1 pseudogene is annotated in these 1,011 nt (G+C 78.5%); it reads right to left on the minus strand.

Features of this window, described 5'->3' with window-relative positions:
- A pseudogene (locus GTW43_RS26110) lies at nucleotides 1-1,011 on the minus strand (serine protease); the annotation flags it as partial.

Here is a 1,011-nt window from a genome sequence, read left to right on the forward strand (position 1 = left end):
CTCCGGCTCCGGCTCCGGCTCCGGCTCCGGCCAGCCACGACACCAACTCCGCCAGCCGCTCCGCGAGTTCCTCCGTGCCCCGCTGCCGCTCGACCAGCAGGAGCGCCCGCACCACCGGCCCCGCGCGGTGCCGCGGCACCGGCACCGCCGAGGTGTCGCCCTGCCGCCGCAGCACGAGCGCGTCCAGCGCCGCGTCCAGGTCCAGATGCATCCCCTGGATCCAGTCGGCCACCTCCTCGTGCGCGAAGCGGTATCCGCTGCCGGCCGGCACCAGCACCCCCTCGGTGAGCACGGCCGAGGCCCATCCGCTCACCCCGTGCCGGGCACCCCACGGGAACAGCTCCTCGAACGACGCCCGGTCCAGCTCCCCCTGCCCCGGCCCCAGGCAGCTGCGGGCCGCCTCGTGCAGCTGTCCGCAGACGCGGGCCGCGAGCCGGCGCACGGCGGACCCGCGCAGCGCGGCGGGCGCGGCCAGCCGCACCGCGACCCGCAGACACATCAGGTCCAGGTAGGCGCCGAAGACCTCGTCCCGGTCCGGGCATCCCGGCACGGCTCCGGGCAGCGCGGCCCGTACCTCGCCCAGCAGGCGCAGGGCCAGCGGGTGCCGGGCGTCGAGGGGGTGCAGCGCGCCCTGCGGCAGCCCGAACCGCTCGCGGGCCCGCTCGTCGTCCAGATCCCCGATCCGTACGCACGCGGGCAGCCGGCCGGCGCGGCCGTGCAGCACCCCCGGGCCGAAGTGCCGCCCGGCCTGCTCCCAGTACTCGGCGCGGCACGCGATGACGAGCCGCACACCAGAGGCAGCGAGCCAGCGCTCGGTGCCGCGGGACCAGGCGGCGAGCCGGTGGGCCAGGACCGGCGGCATCTCCTCGGGCCCGTCGAGCACGAGCGTGAGGGGCCGTCCGGCGTCGGCGGAGATCCGGGCGACGCGCTCCGGCGAGAGGTCGCCGAGCTCCCCGGGCCCGTGCTCCCGGGACGCGGCGACGATCCGGCCCGCGCGCGCCAGGGCGCGGC

The sequence above is a fragment of the Streptomyces sp. SID5785 genome (genome assembly GCF_009870065.1).
Taxonomy (GTDB): domain Bacteria; phylum Actinomycetota; class Actinomycetes; order Streptomycetales; family Streptomycetaceae; genus Streptomyces.